We start from the raw sequence: 17,224 nt of genomic DNA on the forward strand, positions 1-17,224 counted from the left end.
GTGCATCGTTAATAAATGCATCCCTATCCTACCAAAAAAAGGCGGCAAGCTCAACTCTGAGGAACCTCGGCTTCGATCCGGTCCGGCGACAACGTCTGCTCTACCGTGCCTAGCGTCAGCCCTTTACTTCGGATGGCCTGAATCATCCCCTCAATCGCATCCCGGCTGGATGCCGTCGGATGCATCAGAATGAGCGTTCCCGGCTCCACCTTGCTGCCGATCTTACTGATGATGCTGGATGCCGGCGGGTTTCTCCAATCCACTGTATCCAAGGTCCACAAGACCGTCTTGAGCCCTTGTTCTGCTGCCAGTTTAACGGTTTGCATATTATAATCGCCCGAAGGCGGAGCAAACCAGCGGTTCTCCACGCCCAGCTTCTCCTTCAACAGGTCTTTCGTCTTGGAGATCTCGAGACGAGCCCGGGTTACTTCCAACTCGCTCATATTCGGATGCGAGTAGGCATGATTTTCAATTTGATGACCCCGCCGCTTGATTTCAGCGGCCATCTCTTCATTCTTCTTTAACCAGCTGCCATCGAGGAAGAAGGTAGCTTTCACCTTCGACTTATCCAACGTATCAAGCATAGGCACAAGATATTCGTTGCCCCAGGCGACATTGATCATCAGCGCCGCCATCGGCTTATTCGGATTCCCCCGGTATATCGGCTGGGCACCCAGATCATCCAGATTCACCTTCGGTTTCAGCTCGCGATATACGTATTCGATTTCAGCACCTTCTGGTTGCTGCTTGGCCTTGGCGTAGGTGAGTTCAATATCCACCTCACGGCCGTTATAACCGGGAATGGCTTTCCAGACCCGGTCGACGACGGCGTCCACCGGCGCAATCCGCCGCTTTGCGGCCTCATCTCGGATTTGAGCCAGAAGTGGATCTGGAGCCTTCGTAGCCCCGCCGCTTTCTTGATCTTGCAAGCCTTTAGCGCCAGGGCCTCCGGCCAGGTCGTTAATCAGGCGGAAGGCGAAGCTGCCGCCCTCTCCCTCTGAGCTTTCCGCGACAAAAGCCCGAATGCCAGCAAACTGCCCCAGTATCATGACAAAGGCAATGCATATCGCGATGACCGCAAACTTGTTCCGACCCATGCTGAAGCTCATCCCCTCAAACGGTTTTTGTCCCCATCATATGTTGACAAGCCCGTAGATATGCTTCCTTTCCGGAAGCATTAAAAAAGAGCCAGAATTGATTCATTCTGTCTCTTTTCCCGCAAGGATGGCCTGCGTCGTCAAGCTGCGTTATTTAGTTGGAAGAGGATTTTTCCGTTTCTGCGGTTAGTACCGCTTTGCGGGAAAGATTGATCCGTCCTTGGTTGTCGATCTCGGTTACCTTGACAGTTACCGTATCACCGATCGCCACGACGTCCTCCACTTTAGCTACGCGTTCCGTGGACAACTGGGAAATATGCACCAAACCGTCTTTCCCCGGCAAAATCTCGACGAAAGCGCCGAATTTTTCAATCCGTTTGACGGTACCTACATAAATTTCACCGACCACGACTTCCTTGACGATCCCTTCGATAATCGAACGCGCTTTGCTGTTCATCTCTTCGTTCGTAGAAGCGATAAATACGCGGCCGTCTTGTTCGATATCGATTTTCACGCCGGTTTCCTCGATGATCTTGTTGATGATCTTGCCGCCTGCCCCGATGACATCGCGGATCTTGTCCGGATTGATGTGCATGATAACGATCTTCGGCGCGTAAGGGGACAAATGCTCCTTCGGCTTTTGAATGCGCTCCATCATTTTGGACAGGATAAACATCCGACCTTCTCGGGCTTGTTTCAAAGCATCGGTCAAAATCTGCCGGTCGATTCCGTCGATCTTGATATCCATTTGAATAGCCGTAACGCCTTCCGAAGTGCCTGCCACTTTGAAGTCCATGTCTCCGAGATGATCTTCCATCCCTTGAATGTCAGTCAGGATAGACACGTGCTCGCCGTCTTTAATCAGACCCATCGCCACCCCGGCAACCGGAGCTTTGATCGGAACGCCCGCATCCATCATGGCCAGCGTGCTGGCGCAGATGCTCGCTTGGGACGTCGAACCGTTGGATTCCAATACTTCCGATACAAGACGAATCGTATACGGGAATTCGGTTTCCGGCGGAATCACCTTCGACAACGCGCGTTCGCCTAGAGCGCCGTGACCGATTTCGCGGCGGCCCGGAGCCCGGAGTGGACGAGCTTCACCAACGCTGAACGGCGGGAAGTTATAATGGTGCATAAAGCGCTTGGATTCTTCCAGATCGATGCCGTCAAGAATTTGAACGTCACCCAGTGCCCCCAGCGTACATACGCTCAACGCTTGCGTTTGACCGCGGGTAAACAGACCGGAGCCATGCGTACGTGGCAACAGATTAATATCGCATTCGATCGGACGAATTTCTTCCAATTTACGACCGTCAGGGCGCACTTTATCATGGGTAATCAACCGGCGTACTTCTTCCTTAACGATGTCATGCAAGACTTCCTTCACATCGGCAAGCAATTCCGGCGATTCTATGTATTTCTCTTCGAAATGAGCCACCGTTTCGTCGTTGATGGCATCAATCGCATCCTGACGCGCATGCTTCTCGGCAATTTTCACGGCTTCAACCAGACGATTCTGGGCCAAAGCGCGAACTTCCCGGTTCACATCTTCATTCACTTTATGGAGCTTCACTTGCATCTTCTCTTTGCCGGCTACTTTCACGAGCTCTTCGATGACGGCAACGATATTCTTGATTTCATCATGGCCGAACATGATCGCCTCGAGCATCACCTCTTCAGGCACTTCGTTGGCTTCCGCCTCCACCATCATGATGGCGTCTTTGGTACCGGCTACAACCACGTAAATGTCACTGGCTTCTTGCTCAGCCACGTCCGGATTAATCACGAATTGCCCGTTAACCCGTCCAACCGCTACGCCGCCGATCGGCCCGTTAAACGGAACATCGGAAATGCTCAGCGCTGCAGAAGTCCCAATCATTGCCGCAATTTCCGGCTCGCAGTCTTGATCCACGCTCATGACCAGGTTTACGATTTGCACGTCGTTACGGAATCCTTCCGGGAACAGCGGGCGAATCGGACGGTCGGTCAAGCGGCTAGCCAAAATGGCCTTTTCGCTCGGACGTCCTTCCCGTTTAATGAAGCCACCGGGAATTTTACCGACTGCATAAAGTTTCTCTTCATAATTGACCGTCAACGGGAAAAAGTCCAAGTCCTTGGGCTCCGAAGAGGCCGTAACCGTACAAAGCACCGCCGTATCTCCGTAGCGGACCATGACGGCCGCGTTTGCTTGCTTGGCCAATCGGCCGGTTTCCAAAATGAGAGGTCTCCCCCCCAAATTCATTTTCACTTGATTCTGCATGAAATCCCTCCTTATCACCATTACAAGTTCGGTACTGAGTTCATTATTTCCTGCTTTTCGGCAATTCATAAGATGAACGGCTGTCTAGCAATAGAAAGATGTCCTCATAACAAAAGCTCCTGAAGGAGCTGATCGTGGAAGCTTATCGTAACAAGCCCCTAAATGGGTAAAAAGCAACCCGGCCGCACACGCACGCTTCGCCAGCGTCCGCCATGCAACTAGGCTGCTTTTATCAAACTTTCGAATTAACGACGCAATCCAAGTTTCTCGATCAAAGCGGAGTAACGTCTCACGTCTTTGTTCTTCAGGTAAGCCAACAACTTACGACGTTGACCAACCATCTTCAGAAGACCGCGACGGGAATGATGGTCCTTCTTGTGCGTACGCAAGTGGTCCGTCAAATTCACGATGTTCTCCGTAAGGATAGCAATTTGCACCTCAGGGGATCCGGTATCGGACTCATGAGTTTTGTGCTCTTGGATCAATTGTTGTTTACGTTCTTGAGTCAATGCCATCCTGTTCACCTCCTTTATCTCAAATCGCCGTTAGCCTCGTCGCCGGCGGTGAAACCGCGCAACCAAGCCAAGGTTCTGCTGCCGCTTGGAAAAAACATGTTCTTCCGCATGACAACGTTACATAGTATATCATAGCCGATAGGCAAAGTAAATGCCAAGTCCGGCTTGATTACGGGGAAGTCTTCAGCAGACGTTTAGCGGTATCTGCATCCCGTCCGATTTGGGCGATCAACTCATCCAGCGAAGTGAACTTGCGCTCCTCACGGATATAATGAACCAATTCCACGGACAAGCTCTCATCATAAATCTCACCGGAAAACTCAAATAGATGAGCTTCGAGCCAAAAGATCTTCCCATCCTCATGAAAGGTTGGCTTGACCCCAACGTTCATCACACCGGTGTAGGTGGTGCCGTTGTGGGTAACCCGCACGGCGTATACCCCGCTGGCCGGCACGACATAGTGTTCCGCCAGTTTAAGGTTCGCTGTCGGAAAACCGAGCTGGCGCCCACGCTTTTCACCGTGCATGACCGTCCCTCTCAGCGAGTACGTCCGACCAAACCAGCGATTGGCTAACTCGATTTCGCCCTCCTGCAGTGCCTTACGAATACCCGAGCTGCTGACCTTCTCCCCATCGATCAGGAACGGCGGCACCGTGTTCACGTCCAGAACATTGCCGCTCAACTCGCGAAGCATCCCTGCGTCTCCTTCACCCCGGTAACCATAGCGGAAGTCAAAGCCAACAACCGCCGTGTGTACCTTAAGCGGCACCAAGATCCCGGATACGAAATTTTGCGGACTCACCCGGGAGAAGGCATCGTTAAATTCAACGATATATACGAAATCCACGCCCATTTCCCGTAAAATTCGCTCCTTCTCCTCCGGGGGCGTCAAGTAGCCGTCATAATCGCCTTTCTTCATGACCTCCTTCGGATGCGGATGGAACGTCATGACGGAGGCGGGAAGGCCTAGTTCGCCAGCCAGCCTGACAGCAGAATCAATCACGCTGGCATGCCCCAGGTGAAGCCCATCAAATTGACCGATCGCCAGCACTTGCGGGCGAGCATTTTGTTCAATAAATCGTTCGGTTAGTGGATATGATAATCTTATCGTTTCCATGATCGTGTCACCTGCAATTTCCCTCGGAATGCGCATTTCATGAGTCCTATTCGGGTAAAAACACTTTGACTGCCTTCACAGCCATCGTCTCCTCTTCCACCCGGAAAATGCCTAAAAATTGATGTTCTGGGCTGTAAAGCCGTACGGTTTCACCGCGTTTGACCGCTGGAGATACGACGGTAGAAGACAGCCGTTGACCTTGCAATGCCGCTTTAACCTTATCGGCCTCGACGATATGGGCCGGCAAATGCTCCACAGCTCTATCAACCGGCAGTAAATGCTCTTGCAGCGTTCCGCCCGCGACATGCCTCGCTACCTCGTCCAGCGTCAGACAGTGCGACTCCGCGATGCCGGCCGACATTGTCCGCTTTAACTCGGTCATCGCAGCAGGGACGCCTAGAGCTCGCCCGATATCGACGCACAGTGTGCGGATGTAAGTCCCTTTGGAACATAACGCCCGGAAAGAAATCCGAGGATGAGGTCCTTCCGGATGGAAAGCCAGCAGCTCCAATTCATGAATCGTCACTTCGCGGGGCTTACGCTCCACGGTTTTACCTTCCCGCGCCAACTCATACAATCGCTTGCCGTCTTGCTTCAGTGCGGAATACATCGGCGGAATCTGTGAGATCGTTCCAATGAAACGGGACAATACCTGTCGAACTTCCTCTTCCGTGACCCGAACTTCTTCCACTTGTTCGATGATTTCGCCCGTCATGTCCTCCGTATCCGTAGCAACGCCAAGCACTAGAGTCGCCTCATATTCCTTCGGCAATTCTTGCAAATATTCAACCATTCGCGTTGCGCGACCTAGACATAACGGCAACACGCCTGTGACTGCCGGGTCTAGCGTGCCGGTATGACCGATCCGTTTCATCTTCAGAATGCCGCGGCATTTGGCGACCACATCATGAGAAGTAAACCCAGCCGGCTTGTGGATAGGCAAAATGCCTTCGTATGCATTCATAACTGCAGCCTCACTTGTTCCAGAACCCTTGGGATGATCGTCTCCAAGGTACCCTCGATGCGAGCACCAGCAGCACGGACATGTCCGCCTCCACCAAAGCTTTGGGCGACCCTTGCCACATCGACGGTCCCGGCGGATCGCATGCTCACCTTAACGGCATGTTCGTTAATGACTTTAAACAGCAGCCCTACTTCGACCCCTTGAATATTCCGCGGATAATTGACGATGCCTTCCATATCCTCGTGAACCGCACCGGTCGCTTTCAAATCTTCGTCATCTACGGATACCCAGCCAATCTTCCCGTCTTCCGTAAGCTCAAGACCATTTAGTGCCCGGGTCAGTAAGCGCAGCTGCGGCAACGTCATTTGCTCCAGCAACAGCTCGGATAATCCGGGACCGTCTACGCCGTATTCCAACAGTTTGGATGCGGCCGCCATGACCTTCGGCGACGTGTTGGAATACCGAAACCCACCGGTATCCGTCAACAAACCTGTATAAAGCGCTGTTGCAGCCGACTCGTCCAATTCGAGTCCCATATAAGCAAGAAGATCGAATAAGATCTCGGCAGTGGCTGCCGCGCTCGGTACGACGAGATTGACCGAACCGTAAAGATCATTGGTCGGATGATGATCAATATTCAGCAGCTGCGCGCCTTCGGCAAACCATTCGTGCGTGGTACCTACTCGTTTGAAATCGGCGCAATCCACGCAAATCACATGATCAAATTTACGGTCAAGCGGCGTGACCGACAAGTCGAGAATTTCCTCCGCATGCCAAAGGTAACGCATCCGCTTGGGGATCGGCCCTTCGTTGACCATCACGAATTTTTTGCCCAGACATGACAGAAGCCAGCCCACCACAAGGGTGGAACTGACTGCGTCACCGTCCGGCTGAACATGCGACACGATGAGGAAATGATCATTCTGAGTCAAAAACTCCTTGCTCTGACTCAGCTCCCGTTCATAGGTCGTCTGCATAGCCGTCTCCTTCTAGAGGACATCAAAAACTCATCTTTGGATCACGATGTATTTCATGTAGCCATTCGACATCGAATCTTGAACTCACCAGGTCCCTCCGTTGCTCACGTAGGCTTACCTACGCTCCGCTACTCGGTCCCCGGTTCATCCAACCTTCTCGGTACTGAGAAGCTGAGTTTTTGATTCCATTTGAAATATCATTCTTCATGTTACATATCATTCTTCGTGCTCGTGCGTGATTTCGCCGAGAATCTTCTCGATCCGGCTGCCGTAAGCGATGGATTCGTCGATCTTGAAGATCAACTCCGGCGTATGACGCAGCCGAATTCGTTTTCCGATTTCGGTGCGTAAGAAGCCAGTTGCTTTCTCTATCGCTTTTAAGGATTCGTTTTTCTTCTCTTCGTCGCCAAACACACTGAGATAAACTTTGGCCTGTGACAAATCGCTTGTCACATCGACCCCGGTCACCGTGACAAAACCGATGCGCGGATCTTTCAGTTCACTCTGGATGAGCACGCTAAGTTCTTTCTTAATCTGTTCGCCTACGCGGCCGGTACGATTTTTGGCCATTTTAGACACCCACCTTACTTCGGTTCAACCTTTTCCATGATGAACGCCTCAATGACGTCGCCTTCTTTAAGGTCATTGTAATTGTCCAGGGTAATCCCGCACTCGTAACCTTGGGCGACTTCCTTGGCGTCGTCCTTGAAACGTTTCAGTGAATCGATTTTTCCTTCGAATACCACAATCCCGTCGCGAACCAAACGCATTTCCGCAGAGCGGGTTATTTTGCCGGAAGTCACCATACAGCCGGCGATGGTCCCGACTTTGCTGATCTTGAACGTATTGCGGACCTCAGCGTAGCCGATAACGGTTTCCTTGTAAACCGGATCAAGCATCCCTTTCATGGCTTGCTCGATCTCTTCGATCGCATTGTAAATGACGCGATGCAGTCGGATATCGACCTTCTCTTGCTCGGCCGTCGCTTTCGTTTGGTTGTCCGGACGAACGTTGAAACCGATCACGATCGCGTTCGAAGCCGCCGCCAAGATAATGTCGGATTCGGTAATGGCACCGGCACCGCTATGGATGATCTTGACACGAACACCTTCGACTTCGATTTTCTCGAGTGAACTTTTGAGCGCTTCAACCGAACCTTGCACGTCGGCTTTGATGATAACGTTAAGATCTTTAATTTCGCCTTCCTTGATGTGGCGGAACAGATCATCCAGTGTGACGCGCGTATTCGAGCCCAGATCGGACTGACGCTGCGTAATAGCCCGCTTGTCGGCAATTGAACGAGCCTTGCGTTCGTCTTCGAATACCATAAACGGATCGCCGGCTTGAGGCACTTCGTTAAGACCGGTAATTTCCACCGGCGTTGATGGGCCAGCTTCCTTTAAACGACGTCCACGATCGTTAACCATCGCACGAACACGGCCGAAGCAATTACCTGCGACGAAGGCGTCGCCGACTTTCAGCGTCCCGTGCTGAACCAGTATGCGAGCAACCGGACCGCGGGATTTATCAAGTTCGGCTTCGATGACCGCGCCCCGAGCGCGTTTATCCGGGTTGGCTTTGTACTCATTGACTTCCGCTACGAGCAGAATCATTTCAAGTAAGCCTTCCAATCCAAGTTTTTGCTTCGCCGAGACATTGACGAAAATCGTGTCGCCGCCCCATTCTTCCGGCACTAGTCCATATTCTGTCAATTCCTGTTTCACTTTATCCGGATTGGCGTCCGGTTTGTCGATCTTGTTTACAGCAACGATGATTGGCAATCCCGCCGCCTTGGCATGGTTTACCGCTTCGACCGTCTGCGGCATCACACCGTCGTCTGCAGCAACCACAATGATCGTAATATCAGTTAACTGCGCACCGCGAGCACGCATCGCCGTAAACGCCTCGTGGCCCGGGGTATCTAGGAACGTGATCTTCTTGTTGTTGATCTCAACTTGGTAAGCACCGATATGCTGCGTAATCCCGCCGGCTTCGCCGCCGGTCACGTTCGTCGAACGGATGGCGTCAAGCAATGTGGTTTTACCATGGTCGACGTGGCCCATAATGGTCACGACAGGCGGACGTTCCTTCAAATCTGCTTCCTCGTCAACCTCTTCCAGCGTTTCGAAACGGTCTTCTTCAACCGGAATTTTCACTTCGACCTCAACGCCGAAATCTCCCGCAAGCAGCAAGATGGTATCGATGTCGAGCTCTTGGTTGATCGTTGCCATCACACCAAGCAAGATCAGTTTTTTAATAACTTCGGAAGCGTCCTTGTGCAACAATTTGGCGGCTTCGCCAACCGTCATCGTACCGCGTACGATAATCTTTTTCGGCGTATTGTCGATCTTCTCACGTGGTGGCTGCTGCGGGCCTTTGCCGCGTCCGCCCTTGCCACCGCGGTTATTTCTATAATTGCCGCCGTTTCGGTTATCGTCAAAACCTCTTTGGTTTCTGCCGCCATTATTGTTGTTATTACCTCTTCTCTGACCTTGCCCCTGGCTTTGGCCTTGACCTTGGCCTTGACCTTGGCCTTGGCGCTGGCCTCCGCCGTTCCCGCCGCCATTATTGTTATTACTTGGCGTAAAGCTGCGGTTTTGCTGCTGCGGTCCGCGATTTCCGCCACCTTGGCCTTGGCCTTGGCCTTGGCGTTGTCCGCCATCATTACGTGGCTGGCCACCTTGACCTGGTCCCCGGTTGCCTTGCGGGCTCCGGTTCGCACCGGATGAATTCGTCCCGCCTTGGCCTTGTGGACGAGAACTTTGATGATTACCGCCGTTCGGACGGCTCGATCTTTCCTGAACAGCTGTGCTGCCGCTTGTATTGTTTGGGTTTGTTTTTGGTTTATTATTCATGCTTACCTGCTTTTCCTGTTGATTTTGGTTTTTAACGGGTGCGTTTGCGCTGCTTTGTACTTGGCGTCCATGATCTCCGCGATGACCGGAAGGTTCTCCGGATGAGGCTTTCGGTGTTTGGCTTCCTCCTGCGGAAGCCGGTGCCGGCGATTTGGCAGGAGAATCGTTTCGTCCCGAGTTTTCTCGTTTCGCTGCCGCATTGCTCTTAATATCCTTGAAAAACTGTTCCACACGGCCAACGGTATCGTTCTCCATCACGCTCATGTGATTGTTGACCGGGATATTAAGACGCTTAAGAATCGTAATAATTTCTTTGCTGCTCATGTTGAGCGATTTGGCGTATTCGTACACCCTGAGCTTATCTTGTTTTTCTTGTTTACTCAATATACTCCACCTCCGATGTTTTCAAGATCGCTTTGCGTATCAACTCGGTAAACCCCTGATCGATGAGAGCCAGAACGACCCGTTCCGGCTTGCCGACACTCCCCCCGAGCGTTTCCCGGTCGAAACCAATCATGAGCGGGATCTTGTAGGTCCCGCATTTGTCGCGGAATTTCTTCTGCGTATTGGCTGAAGCATCCCCTGCTAAGATCACAAGCTTAGCTTCTCCCGATCGAATCGCTTTCAGGACGATTTCGTCACCTGTCACCAGTTTACCCGCCCGCATCGCGAGGCCAAGTCCGGACAACGGCTGGGCCTTATTCATCTTCGTCCTCTTCCTCCGCCCGCGCCTGAGCAGCGAGGAATTCGTCCTCCACAGCCAGGAAATCGCGAGCCAGCTGCTCATAAACCTCGGCCCCGACCGGAGCTTTCAAAGCACGGTCAAGCGCTCGCGACTTATGGGCAAGCTTGAAACAGGCGGTTTTGCCGCAGAGATAGGCGCCTCGACCCGATTTTTTGCCCGTCAGGTCGATGGATACTTCACCCTCTGGAGAACGCACGATGCGGATCAACGCCTTCTTGGGCATCATTTCCTGGCAAGCCACGCATTTGCGTAGCGGTACTTTTCTTTGCTTCATCCTTGCCACCCCCCGATTAGTCCACGGAGATGGAATCCTGAGGCAATTCGCCTAGATCGGTTTTTTCTCTGCCGAATTCCTCTTCCGCTTGGGTTTCGCTCTTAATGTCGATTTTCCAACCGGTCAATTTGGCTGCAAGGCGAGCGTTTTGTCCTTTAATGCCAATCGCCAGCGACAGCTGGTAATCCGGCACAATGACGCGAGCCATTTTCTCCGCCTCAAACACCTGAACTTCGAGCACTTTGGATGGGCTCAGCGCATTCGCAACATACTCCTCGACGCTCTCCGAGTAACGAACGATGTCAATCTTCTCACCGCGAAGTTCATTCACGATTGTTTGTACGCGTGTGCCTTTGGGTCCAACGCAAGAGCCCACAGGATCGACTTCGCTATTGCGCGAGAATACCGCAATCTTGGAACGGAAGCCGGCTTCGCGAGCCACGGAACGAATCTCTACCACACCGTCGAAAATTTCCGGAACCTCCAGCTCGAACAACCGCTTCAGTAAGCCCGGATGCGTACGGGACAGCAAAATTTGCGGTCCTTTCGTCGTGTTTTCCACCTTGGTAATGTACGCTTTAATCCGATCGCCGTGCTTGAACTTCTCGTTAGGCATCAATTCATTCAACGGTAAATGGGCTTCGATCTTGCCGAGATCAACGTAAATGTTGCGCAGATCCTGACGCTGCACGATCCCGGTTACAATATCCTCTTCCTTCTCTACGAACGCATTATAGATAAGTCCGCGTTCCGCTTCGCGAATGCGCTGCGTGACGACCTGTTTGGCGGTTTGTGCCGCAATCCGGCCGAAGTCGCGAGGAGTTACCTCGATTTCGGTAATGTCGTCAAGATGATAGTTGGGATTAATCTCGCGTGCCGCAGGCAGCGAAATTTCCGTGCGCGGATCGAGGACCTCCTCAACTACGAGTTTGCGGGCGTACACCTTAATCGCGCCGGTATGGCGATTCATATCCACACGCACGTTTTGCGCCGTATTAAAGTTTCGCTTGTAGCTTGAAATCAGCGCCGCTTCGATCGCTTCGAACAAGATATCCTTGCTGATCCCTTTGTCCCTTTCCAATTCATTCAAGGCTTCGATAAAATCCATGCTCATTTGCCTCGAGTTCCCCCTTTCATGATTCCCGTAGGTCACACTAGAAGTAAAATTCAATAAGTCAGGTGACTTTTTGAACTACCTCTAGAAAATAATGGCCAATCTTGCGCTGGCTACTTTGTTATATGGAATGGCGTGACCCTTCTTCCCGACTTCGACGACCAATTCGCCGTCCTCGAAGGAAAGAAGTCGGCCTTCAAATTCTTTCAGGCCGTCTACCGGTTCGTATGTAGTAACAAATACGTCTTTGCCGACCGCCTTGGATACATCCTCGGCTTTCTTCAGGGGACGTTCCGCTCCCGGCGAAGACACTTCTAGAAAATAAGCCGACGGAATCGGATCGTTCTCGTCGAGCTTCTCGCTAAGGTATTCGCTGATCCGGCCGCAGTCATCGATATCGATGCCGCCGTCTTTGTCGACGAATACGCGGAGGAACCAGTTACTTCCCTCCTTGACGTATTCCACGTCAACCAGTTCAAAGCCGTTCTCCTCCAAATAAGGCGTGACCATTTGCTCGACGGTCGCTTTGATCTTTGGTGTGCTCAAGCGTACATTACCTCCAATAATTCAATCCTATATACCAAAGATTAAAGAGTGGGTTTCCCCACTCTTTAACAACGGTTCTATCTTCATGATTGCCAAAAAAATTATAACATAGTACATACCAAGTGACAAGTAAAACACCTTTACTGTGTAAGGTTGTTTAAAAAGCCATCTTTCGATCACGAAGGGGAGGCCAGGAGTATATCCGGCGTCGAATCTTGGATTCAACCGAGCCTTCCGTTGCTCACGTACCCAATGCGTACGTTCCGCTACTCAGTCCCTAGTTTCTTCCAACCTTCTCGGTGCTCCAAACCTGTCTTTCTAAACCTTGATTGTAGTCGTTGTTTAAAAAGCCATCTTTCGATCACGAAGGGGATGCAGGAGTATATCCGGCGTCGAATCTTATAATTAAAATAATGATAACTGGTTGCTTTCCGGCAAGCCGCGGAAGCAGCCCATGGAATTCAGAAGCTCGACGATCGTTTTGCTCGCTTTGGATTTCTGCTGGAAGTCCTCGATCGAGAGAAACTCGCCTTGCTCCTTCGCGGCGGCGATATTTTTAGCCGCATTCTCCCCGATGCCGGCAAGCGCCGAGAAAGGAGGAATCAACGAATCGCCGTCCACGATGAATTTGGTAGCGTCCGAGCGATACAGGTCGATCGGTTTGAAATGGAAGCCGCGAGCCGTCATTTCGAGCGCCATCTCCAGGATTGGCAACATATTTTTCTCTTTCGGCAATGCCTGGAAACCCTTCTGCTCGATCTCTTCGATTTTGCGATAAATCGCTTCATACCCTTGACAATACAGCTCGATATCGAAGTCCTCGCCGCGGACCGAGAAATACGTCGCATAATATTCGATCGGGTGATACAGTTTGAAATAAGCGGTCCGCACCGCGGAAATAACGTATGCGGCGGCATGGGCCTTCGGGAACATGTATTGGATCTTCAGGCAAGAGTCGATGTACCATTGCGGCACTTTGCATTTCTTCATTTCCTCGATCCATTCCGGTGTCAGCCCTTTCCCCTTACGAACGCTCTCCGTAATTTTAAAGGCCAATCCTGCATCCATCCCCGCTTTATAGATCAGGAACAACATAATATCGTCCCGACAACCAATTACGGTTTTGATGTTGCAGGTTCCGTTCTTGATCAGCTCCTGCGCGTTCCCAAGCCATACCCCAGTTCCGTGTGATAGACCGGAAATTTGCAGCAAGTCCGCAAAAGAAGAAGGCTGCGATTCAACCAGCATCTGACGAACGAATTTCGTTCCCATTTCCGGAATGCCATAGGTCGCGACCGGTGTGCGGATCTGTTCCGGCGCAACTCCGAGCGATTCCGTCGAGTTGAACATGCTCATGACTTTCGGATCGTTCATCGGGATCGTTTGCGGATCAATTCCGGTTAAATCCTGCAGCATCCGCATCATCGTCGGATCGTCGTGCCCTAGAATATCGAGCTTCAATAGGTTGGCGTCAAAGGCGTGGTAATCGAAATGGGTTGTTTTCCACTCCGCCCCCGTATCATCGGCCGGATATTGCACCGGAGTGATGTCCTCGACTTCGATGTAATCCGGAACGACAACAATCCCGCCGGGATGCTGACCGGTACTGCGCTTAACGCCGGTACACCCCGTCGCCAAGCGGTTCAATTCCGCTCCGCGCCAACTCTTGTTATGTTCCTCTTCGTATTTCTTAGCGAATCCGAACGCCGTTTTCTCTGCAACCGTACCAATGGTACCCGCGCGGAAAACATTCTTCTCCCCGAATAGCACTTTGGTGTAATTGTGGGCCACCGGCTGATATTCGCCGGAGAAGTTAAGGTCAATATCCGGTACTTTATCGCCTTTAAAGCCCAGGAACGTCTCAAACGGGATGTCCTGGCCTTCGCCCTTCAGCTTGCCGCCGCATTTCGGGCAGCTCTTGTCGGGAAGGTCAAAGCCGCTGGGCACGCTGCCGTCCAGGAACCATTCGCTGTATTTGCATTCGTGGTTTAAGCAAATATAGTGGGCCGGCAACGGATTCACCTCGGAAATGCCAAGGAATAGTGCGACCACTGACGAACCAACCGACCCCCGGGAGCCGACGAGATAACCGTCTTGGTTCGACTTTTTCACCAGCCGCTCGGAGATCAGATAGTTGGCCGAGAACCCATATTTGATGATCGGCTCCAATTCCTTCTCCAACCGTTTAATGATCACTTCCGGCAAATCCTCGCCGTAAACCGATTTGGCTGTATCGTAGCAGGTTCGGCGAATTTCGTCGTCCGCCCCTTCGATAATCGGGGTAAACAGCTTGTCCGGGAACAACTCCAGCTCTTCAAACCTGTCGGCTAGCGCCGCCGTGTTTGTCACGACCACCTCGAAGGCTTTCTCTTTCCCGAGAAAAGCGAACTCCTCCAACATCTCTTCCGTCGTCCGGAAATGCGCGTCCGGCTTGCGAATATCTTTTAAAGGACTGAAGCCGGTGATCCCATGTATCGTAATGTCGCGGTACAGCTTGTCTTTCGGATCCAGGTAATGCACGTTTCCAGTAGCGACAACCGGTCTATCCAGCTTCATGCCAATCTCGACAACTTTGCGGATGGCCGTTTCCAGTTCTGCTGTGCTGCCGACCAACCCTTTTTCCACCAAATGCATGTACATTGTAAGCGGCTGGATTTCAAGCACGTCATAAAATTCAGCGACCGCTTCCGCTTCCTCAACCGACTTGTTCAACACGGCCTCGAAAAACTCGCCCTTCTCACAGCCGGACAGGATCAATAGTCCCTCGCGCATCTCCACCAGCTTAGATTTCGGGATGCACGGTACCCGCTTGAAATATTCGGTATGCGACATCGAAATGAGCTTAAACAGGTTTTTCTTACCGACCTGATTCAACGCATAAATCCCGCAGTGGAACGGACGGGAATTAGACAAGTCCTTCCCCACCTTGTCGTTCAGACGATCTAGGGATTTATACCCTTCGATTTTGGCAGCGTCTTCCAACAGACCGTTCAAAATCTCGCCAAGCGCCAATGTATCATCGATCGCCCGGTGATGGTTCTCCAGCGAAACTTTATATTTGGCGGCCAACGTATTCAGCCGGTGATTCTTCATGGAAGGGAATAGCATCCGGGCTAACTCCAGCGTATCCAGCACTGGATTTTCCATGATCGGAAGCCCCAGTTCCTTCAGCTTGGCATTAACGAAATCATAGTCAAACCGGGCGTTATGAGCGACCAGAATCGAGTCCCCCGCAAACTCGACGAACCGTTTCAACACCGGCTCCACATCGGGTGCGTCCTTCACCATATCGTCGTTAATATTCGTCAGTTGTTGGATATGGTAGGGTATCCGTTCATGCGGATTGACAAAGGTCGCATAGCGATCGATCTCCTTGCCTTCCTGCATCTTCACGGCCGCAATTTCGATGATTTTGTTCTGAGTTACCGATAAGCCGGTGGTCTCGATGTCAAATACGATGTAGGTCGCCGTCTTCAGATCATCCCCTCGCGGGTTCAGCACGACTGCAACATTGTCGTTTACCACATTGGCTTCGACGCCATAGATCATTTTGATGCCGTTTTTCTTCGCTGCCTTCGCCGCATCCGGATAGCTTTGCACGCCGCCGTGATCCGTTACGGCAATCGCCTTATGCCCCCACTTGGCAGCCATCTTCACATAATCGCCAATTGGCGTTACGGCGTCCATCGTGCTCATGGACGTATGCAGATGGAACTCGACGCGTTTCTCTGGAGCATTGTCCTTGCGTCCCGGCGGCGCAGATACTTCGCATAGATCCGACGGGATCATCACTAACTCGGGTACCGGCATAAAGCGATCCATTTCTACTTTGCCCCTCGCTTTGATCCACTTGCCGTTAGCGAGCTGGCCCATGACCTTCAAATCTTCTTTATTCTTGGCGAACAATTTCAGCTGAAGGGAATCGGAGAAATCGGTTAAGAAAAACACAAATAACGTGTTGCCGTTCCGCAACTCCTTGCGGTCCAGGCCAAAGATCGTTCCTTGAATCGTAATTTTCTTCTCTTCGTCTTGAACTTGCTGAATCGGAACGGGCTGCTCCTTGATGTCGTTTCCGAGCTGCAGCTTGATGACTTCTCCTTCAACTTCTTCCGGAGGAGCTTCGACCGCGACGCTCTCCATCATCTGTTGAATGACCTCGCGTTCTTCCTCTACAATCCGTTGTTGGAACTCTTCAAACGCTTCGACGTCAGGTTCGCCGGTTTGCAGCTTGACCCTTAACGGCAGGGCAAAATACGTTTCGTAATAAGCGGTGATCGCTTTATCGATTTGTTTCTTGCGGGCCAATTCCAGCGCCATGGCGTCCCCCAGCGTCACCGTCACCATGTCTCCGTCCACGTCAAACCCGGCTCGGGCCATCCAACCGTTTACCGATGGGATTTGGCGTTTCACCCATTCGAGAAATAGCGACCAATATTCGCCGACGATGTCATTGGCAGACAGATTGGCTCCGTAGTGAAATTCGAAAGTAATGATCGCAATATGCTCCATCCGTTCTCTCACACGAAGGCAAAATGTACGATAGGCCTGGGCCGGAACCAATGTGTCCTTCTGAATGGTGATTCTCCATTCCCGATTGCTGCGGCTGACCTCCACCTTTTCGATATGCCCGTCAAGAAAATACGGGTCGATCAGTGAAGCGGGTACGTCTGCCTGCTTCATCAACAGCTCCAGCCGGTTTCTCTTGTCTTGCGTCTCGGTCATGTCCTCTCCCCTCACCTTGCTAGCTGACTTATTCC

The 17,224-nt window shown here is 51.8% G+C and carries 13 protein-coding genes; all 13 read right to left on the reverse strand.

Annotation, left to right across the window (positions count from 1 at the left end):
- Positions 1 to 50: 50 nt before the first annotated feature.
- The 13 genes from KJS42_RS01005 to KJS42_RS01065 all read right to left on the reverse strand — a co-directional run bounded on the left by KJS42_RS01005 (position 51) and on the right by KJS42_RS01065 (position 17,189).
- The gene (locus tag KJS42_RS01005; protein ID WP_193415238.1) at positions 51 to 1,097 is read right to left on the reverse strand and encodes a polysaccharide deacetylase family protein; all 1,047 of its coding nucleotides are present in this window, start codon (positions 1,095 to 1,097) and stop codon (positions 51 to 53) included.
- A gap of 154 nt (positions 1,098 to 1,251) precedes the next feature.
- Positions 1,252 to 3,360 (reverse strand): polyribonucleotide nucleotidyltransferase, encoded by a 2,109-nt coding sequence (gene pnp, locus KJS42_RS01010; RefSeq protein ID WP_213621718.1) that lies wholly within the window; start codon positions 3,358 to 3,360, stop codon positions 1,252 to 1,254.
- Positions 3,361 to 3,605: 245 nt separating this feature from the next.
- Entirely contained in the window at positions 3,606 to 3,875 is a 270-nt protein-coding gene (rpsO, locus tag KJS42_RS01015) for a 30S ribosomal protein S15 (RefSeq protein ID WP_018752384.1), read from the reverse strand.
- A 169-nt stretch (positions 3,876 to 4,044) separates the two neighbouring features.
- The gene (locus KJS42_RS01020) at positions 4,045 to 4,992 is read right to left on the reverse strand and encodes a bifunctional riboflavin kinase/FAD synthetase (RefSeq protein ID WP_155608009.1); all 948 of its coding nucleotides are present in this window, start codon (positions 4,990 to 4,992) and stop codon (positions 4,045 to 4,047) included.
- 46 nt (positions 4,993 to 5,038) lie between these two features.
- Positions 5,039 to 5,956, reverse strand: a complete 918-nt coding sequence (truB, locus tag KJS42_RS01025) for a tRNA pseudouridine(55) synthase TruB (RefSeq protein WP_155608010.1) — start codon at positions 5,954 to 5,956, stop codon at positions 5,039 to 5,041.
- Positions 5,953 to 6,933 carry a DHH family phosphoesterase gene (locus KJS42_RS01030; RefSeq protein ID WP_213621719.1) on the reverse strand — a complete coding sequence of 327 codons (981 nt, stop codon included), beginning with the start codon at positions 6,931 to 6,933 and terminating at the stop codon, positions 5,953 to 5,955. The genes truB and KJS42_RS01030 overlap by 4 nt, the downstream gene beginning before the upstream one ends.
- Before the next feature lie 216 nt (positions 6,934 to 7,149).
- Positions 7,150 to 7,503: a 30S ribosome-binding factor RbfA gene (gene rbfA, locus KJS42_RS01035; RefSeq protein ID WP_155608012.1), complete on the reverse strand. Its 354-nt coding sequence runs from the start codon at positions 7,501 to 7,503 to the stop codon at positions 7,150 to 7,152.
- A 14-nt stretch (positions 7,504 to 7,517) separates the two neighbouring features.
- On the reverse strand, positions 7,518 to 10,172 hold the full coding sequence (infB, locus tag KJS42_RS01040) for a translation initiation factor IF-2 (protein ID WP_213621720.1): 2,655 nt from the start codon (positions 10,170 to 10,172) through the stop codon (positions 7,518 to 7,520).
- The gene (locus KJS42_RS01045) at positions 10,165 to 10,494 is read right to left on the reverse strand and encodes a L7Ae/L30e/S12e/Gadd45 family ribosomal protein (RefSeq protein WP_155608014.1); all 330 of its coding nucleotides are present in this window, start codon (positions 10,492 to 10,494) and stop codon (positions 10,165 to 10,167) included. The genes infB and KJS42_RS01045 overlap by 8 nt, the downstream gene beginning before the upstream one ends.
- The gene (gene rnpM / locus KJS42_RS01050; protein WP_193415234.1) at positions 10,487 to 10,807 is read right to left on the reverse strand and encodes an RNase P modulator RnpM; all 321 of its coding nucleotides are present in this window, start codon (positions 10,805 to 10,807) and stop codon (positions 10,487 to 10,489) included. The genes KJS42_RS01045 and rnpM overlap by 8 nt, the downstream gene beginning before the upstream one ends.
- Positions 10,808 to 10,823: 16 nt before the next feature.
- Positions 10,824 to 11,921: a transcription termination factor NusA gene (nusA, locus tag KJS42_RS01055; protein WP_155608016.1), complete on the reverse strand. Its 1,098-nt coding sequence runs from the start codon at positions 11,919 to 11,921 to the stop codon at positions 10,824 to 10,826.
- Positions 11,922 to 12,005: 84 nt separating this feature from the next.
- A complete protein-coding gene (gene rimP, locus KJS42_RS01060; RefSeq protein ID WP_155608017.1) occupies positions 12,006 to 12,467 on the reverse strand; it encodes a ribosome maturation factor RimP in 462 nt (153 codons plus the stop codon).
- Positions 12,468 to 12,872: 405 nt separating this feature from the next.
- Positions 12,873 to 17,189 carry a PolC-type DNA polymerase III gene (locus tag KJS42_RS01065; protein WP_155608018.1) on the reverse strand — a complete coding sequence of 1,439 codons (4,317 nt, stop codon included), beginning with the start codon at positions 17,187 to 17,189 and terminating at the stop codon, positions 12,873 to 12,875.
- Positions 17,190 to 17,224: the final 35 nt, after the last annotated feature.

The organism is Paenibacillus sp. J53TS2 (assembly GCF_018403305.1).
Lineage (GTDB): Bacteria > Bacillota > Bacilli > Paenibacillales > Paenibacillaceae > Fontibacillus > Fontibacillus rhizolycopersici.